General features: G+C 71.6%; 6 protein-coding genes. 2 read left to right on the top strand and 4 right to left on the bottom strand.

Translation table 11 applies throughout. The features are described from left to right. Together J1C73_RS00850 and J1C73_RS00855 are read left to right on the top strand one after the other, a co-directional pair. Nucleotides 1–261 (top strand): M4 family metallopeptidase (locus tag J1C73_RS00850; RefSeq protein WP_207314606.1); only part of this gene is annotated, 261 nt, incomplete at its 5' end. Between the two features lie 76 nt (nucleotides 262–337). After that, complete coding sequence (locus tag J1C73_RS00855; protein ID WP_207314607.1) at nucleotides 338–604, top strand: protealysin inhibitor emfourin; 267 nt, start codon at nucleotides 338–340, stop codon at nucleotides 602–604. Between the two features lie 23 nt (nucleotides 605–627). Here J1C73_RS00855 and era read toward each other — a convergent pair whose 3' ends face one another. The 4 genes from era to J1C73_RS00875 all read right to left on the bottom strand — a co-directional run bounded on the left by era (nucleotide 628) and on the right by J1C73_RS00875 (nucleotide 4,636). Continuing rightward, nucleotides 628–1,602, bottom strand: coding sequence for a GTPase Era (gene era, locus J1C73_RS00860; RefSeq protein ID WP_207314608.1), 975 nt, complete (start codon nucleotides 1,600–1,602; stop codon nucleotides 628–630). 63 nt (nucleotides 1,603–1,665) lie between these two features. Then, a complete protein-coding gene (locus J1C73_RS00865) occupies nucleotides 1,666–2,610 on the bottom strand; it encodes a WxL protein peptidoglycan domain-containing protein (protein ID WP_207314609.1) in 945 nt (314 codons plus the stop codon). Nucleotides 2,611–2,698: 88 nt separating this feature from the next. Further along, a complete protein-coding gene (locus tag J1C73_RS00870) occupies nucleotides 2,699–4,066 on the bottom strand; it encodes a WxL domain-containing protein (RefSeq protein ID WP_207314610.1) in 1,368 nt (455 codons plus the stop codon). A 216-nt stretch (nucleotides 4,067–4,282) separates the two neighbouring features. Continuing rightward, nucleotides 4,283–4,636 (bottom strand): cytidine deaminase-like protein, encoded by a 354-nt coding sequence (locus tag J1C73_RS00875; protein WP_123470872.1) that lies wholly within the window; start codon nucleotides 4,634–4,636, stop codon nucleotides 4,283–4,285. Between the last annotated feature and the right edge of the window lie 156 nt (nucleotides 4,637–4,792).

Below are 4,792 nucleotides of genomic sequence, written 5' to 3' on the forward strand. Positions count from 1 at the left end.
GACAACGGCGGGGTGCACCTCAACTCTGGAATCCCGAACCGCGCGTTCTACCTGCTGGCGACCGCGCTCGGCGGCAGTTCCTGGGAGCGGGCCGGGCAGCTCTGGTTCGATGTGCTCACCGGTGGTGAACTGGCGGTGGACGCGGACTTCGCGGCCTTCGCCCGGCTGACCGTCGCGGCGGCACGCAGCCGCTTCGGCGAGGGGGACGAGGCGGAGGCGGTCCTCAAGGCCTGGTCGGAGGTGGGCGTACCGACCGTGTGACAGCGGGGGCCTTCCGTTCGGATGAGGCATGATCCGAACGGAAGCCCCAGGCCCGCCCTTCGAGGAAGGACACCGTATGCGGATCCAGGTGAGCAGGACCGGTGGTTTCGCCGGTATCGCACGCCACCGCGAGATCGACACCTCCGGGCGGGCCGACGCCCGTGAATGGGAGACCCTGGCCGAATCGGCACTCACCGGCGGCCGGGACACCCCGCCGGCCGGCGTTCCGGACGGCTTCGGCTACCGGATCACGGTCGGCGACCGGACCGTGCACTGCGCGGACCCGCGGCTGACCGACGCCCAGCGCGCACTGGTCTCACGCGTCCTGAAGGAGGGCGCGTGAGACCGACACAGGGCTGAGACCGCTCAGAACCCCAGCTTGCGCAGCTGCTTGGGGTCCCGCTGCCAGTCCTTGGCGACCTTCACGTGCAGGTCCAGGAAGACCGGCGTACCGAGCAGCGCCTCGATGTGCTTGCGCGACTTGGTGCCGACGTCCTTGAGCCGCTTGCCCTTGGGGCCGATGATGATGCCCTTCTGGCTGGGCCGCTCGATGTAGACGTTGGCGTGGATGTCGAGCAGCGGCTTGTCCGCCGGACGGTCCTCGCGCGGCAGCATCTCCTCGACGACGACCGCGATGGAGTGCGGCAGCTCGTCCCGTACGCCTTCGAGCGCGGCCTCCCGGATCAGCTCGGCGACCATGACCATCTCGGGCTCGTCGGTGAGGTCGCCCTCCGGGTAGAGCGGCGGGCTCTCGGGGAGCAGCGGGGCGATCAGGTCGGCCAGCAGACCGACCTGGTCGTCCTTGACGGCCGAGACCGGGATGATCTCCGCCCACTCGAAGCCGAGATCCTCGCCGAGGCGGGAGACGGCCAGCAGCTGTTCGGCGAGCTGCTTGGACTCGACCAGGTCGGACTTGGTGATGATCGCGATCTTGGGCGTCTTCCTGATGCCCGCGAGTTCCTTGATGATGTACGTGTCGCCGGGGCCGAGCTTCTGGTCGGCGGGCAGGCAGAAACCGATGACGTCGACCTCGGCCCAGGTGGTGCGTACGACGTCGTTGAGACGCTCGCCCAGCAGGGTGCGCGGCTTGTGGAGGCCGGGGGTGTCGACCAGGATCAGCTGCGCGTCCGGCCGGTGCACGATGCCGCGGACCGTGTGCCGGGTGGTCTGTGGCCGGTTGGACGTGATCGCCACCTTCTGGCCGACCAGAGCGTTCGTAAGGGTGGACTTGCCCGCGTTGGGACGGCCCACGAAGCAGGCGAAGCCGGCCCGGTGCGGGGCGGTGTTCTCAGCCTGCTGCGCAGCAGCTTCTGGGTTAGGTCGAGCGCTCATGGCGCCCATTGTCCCCGATCCCGGCGGCGCTGCCGCACCAAGGCGGCCGGCGGGGCCGCCGGGCCCCTCGTCTCAGGCCGTGCGGCGACGGCTCCGACGTGCCCGTATCCACAGCCCCGCGCCCCCGGCAAGAAGCACCAGCAGCACTCCGGCGACCAGCCAGGGCAGTGCGAAGTACGGTGCGGTGGCGGACTCGCGGGTGTCGCGCGCGCTGGCGGTCAGCTTGACCTCGCCCCACTCCAGCTGCGGCGCGCCCTTCCACTCCTCGGTGAGCCGGACCTCCTGGCGGGGCAGCAGCTCGGAGGGAATCCGCTTCAGGTCGCGGGCGAGCAGGGTGCGGCCGAAGAGCCCCTCGGCCTTGAGCGCGACCTTGGGGCTGAGGGTGACGTTGCCGCGGTTGTGGAGCGTGTACGAGATGACGGCCCGGGACGTGCCGGTGCCCGGGACCAGTGGCTGGGTGTGCTCGACCTTGACGTCGTCGACGGAGAGCGCGGGCATCGTCGGGCCGTTGACCCGCAGATAGATCCGGGCACCGACCGCCTTCTGGATGCCGACGGCCACGGCGCCCGCGTCGGCGGGGTCGACGCGCTCGTCCAGGGCAACGAGGGCGCCGGGGTGGTCGCCCGGTTCGGCGTCCTCGGGGACCTTGATCGTGACGGGCACGGTGACCGAACCGTGCGGCTTCACGGTGACCCGGTCGCGGTCGGTCCTGGCCCAGGCGCCGACGGAGCGCTGCTTCTCGTTCTGCGCGCGGACCGCGAATCCGCCGTCGCGTTCGGTGTTGTACGCGTCGGCCGCGTACAGCCGGAACGTCAGCGGGTCGCCGGTCTTGTTCTTGACGGTCACCTTGTCGGTGAGGGTGGCTCCGGGGTCGGCCGAGAGATAGAAGTACGGCCGGGTGCCGGTGTCGGCGGCGGCCGGGAAGACCGACCAGCTGCCGTTGTCGGCGGCGCCGGCCGCGGGGGCGCCCAGCAGGAGCAGGGCGCCGGTCAGAAGGAGTACGGACAGCTTGCGCACGGTGCGGGCCCCCAGGGTGCACGCATTGGCGGGGTGGGTGGACCGGCCGGGTGCGCGCCCGGCCCACCGGTGGGTCAGTGGTCCCGGCTCACGTCAGGGTGAGCGTGAGCACTCCGGAGTAGGCGCCGGTGGCGGAGTACGCCGGTACGTCCAGCGACAGCTGGGCGTCGACGGTGAACTCACCTCCGGTGAAGGCGCCGTTCGGCGTGGAGGCCAGGGTGGCCCCCGCGCTGCCGACCGAACCCTCGGAACCCGCCGCGCAGGTGCTCGGGCTGCCGGCCTTCGCCGCGCAGGCCGGGCTCCAGCCGAGCGCGGAGGCGCCGATCGTGGCACCGGCCGGACCCTTGAAGTCGGTGACCTTTCCGGTCAGCGACCAGCCCGCGGGGCCGCCGCGGAAGTCCTTGACCGTCACCGTCCGCAGGGCGCCGGTGGATGCGCCGCCCTTGCCGAAGTCGACCGCCGACAGTTCGACGGAGTCCCCGGCCTGCGACATGGAGAGCGTGCCCGCCTTGACGGACGAGGTCAGCTTCTGACTGCCGTCCGGTGTCTCTCCGCCGCCACCGGTGACGGTGTAGGCCTGCGGGCCCGCACCCTTGGCCGCGTCCCAGCCGGCGCCCTCGTACGCGACGATTCCGGTGGTCGACGGGTCGGTGACGGTCAGCTGTCCGGTGAAGGCGCCCGATCCGTCCGCCGTGACCGTCGCCGTGTCGCCGGTCTGGGAGCCCCCGGCCCGGCCGGCGAGGGTGACGGCCGCACCCGCGGTGAACTTCGACCCGGTCACGCTGACCTGGTCACCGGCTGCTCCGGAGGCCGTACCGAGCTGGATGGCACGCTCGTTGACCTGGCCGCCGCCGTCCGTCGCGATGATCGTCTGGGAGACGGGCGCGGGCGGATCGGTGACCGTGCAGGGCGTGTCCAGCTCCATGATGTAGCTGGTGTGGATGTTGTAGTCGCCGGGCGAGAGGGTGATCTCGCCGGGCGCGGTGACCGTGAAGGTGCCGGTCATGGAGAACGACGGGAACGCGCCCTTGCCGGGCACCGGAGCGTTCTTCTTCGGGCCCGCCACCGTGATGCCGGCGGACTGCGCACCGGCGACGGTGACCTTGCCGGTCGGCGTCATGATGTCGGCGGGCAGCGCCAGATCGACCGGGTTGCTCGCGGCCGGCTTGACGACGGTGTACGTCACCGTGACCGTGTCGCCGACCTTCGGGGCCGCGTTGTCGACACTGATCTGCGCCGACGTCGTCCCGTCGATCGGCGGGATCCCGGCGATCGCGGGCGGGATGCAGTGGGTCGGGAAGTCCACCGCCACGGACGCCGCCGCCATGGCCTGGGCGGGCCCGGCGAGCAGTCCTCCCCCGGCGACGACGAGCGCGCCCACACCCAGCGCGGCCGCCCAGCGGCGGCCTCGGCGCCGCGTTCCCCGGCTGTCGGATCTTCGAATGGCTGGACTCATGGAGCCCCCTCCTGCGGAATTGCGGCGCAGCGGCTCTTCCGCGCCGGCAGGGGGCCATTGATGACTCCGGCCGAAAAGAAGTCAATGGGATCGAAATGCACCGACTGATGGGCCATCAGATGATGTCAAGATCCATGTTTCCCGCCCACCGTGTGCGAACGCCCCGCACCGATGGGACGCGGGACGTTCGCACCCGATGAGCCGGTCCTGCGGAGGTCAGCCCGCCGTCACACTGAGCCGCAGCACCCCGTCCGGACCGGCGAGCAGCACCGGGGTGTCCGCCCCTCCCAGGTCCCGGACAGCGGCACGGTCCTCGTCCGAAGGGGTCTCAGCCTCGGAGACGATCGCGGCCGCCTCCAGCGAGGTGGCGCCGCTCGCCACGGCCATGGCGACGGCCGTCCGCAACGCGCTGAGGCGCAGCGACTCCAGCTGCACCGTGCCCGCCACATACGTACGTCCGGTCTCGTCCCGTACGGCCGCGCCCTCCGGCACACCGTTGCGGGCGCGGGCGCTGCGCGCCAGCGTGACGATCTTGCGGTCCTCGGCGCCGAGGTCGGTGCTATCGGTCATGTGCCGAGCATACGAAGCCTGCGGACCGGCCCGGCACGCGGGCGCCCGGCCCCCTCATCCCCGGACCTGACGCATCGAACCCCGCCGCCCCTCGGGCGAGGCCAGCCAGCGGAGCTTCTCCTCCGTGCCGGTGTCCGGCCACGGGTTGTGCAGCAC

The organism is Streptomyces laculatispora (assembly GCF_017353455.1).
GTDB lineage: Bacteria > Actinomycetota > Actinomycetes > Streptomycetales > Streptomycetaceae > Streptomyces > Streptomyces laculatispora.

What these genes read in the sequence shown, in the direction of transcription:
- J1C73_RS00855 (WP_207314607.1), top strand. Translation starts at nt 338, where the DNA reads ATGCGGATCCAGGTGAGCAGGACCGGTGGTTTCGCCGGTATCGCACGC.
- era (WP_207314608.1), bottom strand. Translation starts at nt 1,602, where the DNA reads ATGGGCGCCATGAGCGCTCGACCTAACCCAGAAGCTGCTGCGCAGCAG.
- J1C73_RS00870 (WP_207314610.1), bottom strand. Translation starts at nt 4,066, where the DNA reads ATGAGTCCAGCCATTCGAAGATCCGACAGCCGGGGAACGCGGCGCCGA.
- J1C73_RS00875 (WP_123470872.1), bottom strand. Translation starts at nt 4,636, where the DNA reads ATGACCGATAGCACCGACCTCGGCGCCGAGGACCGCAAGATCGTCACG.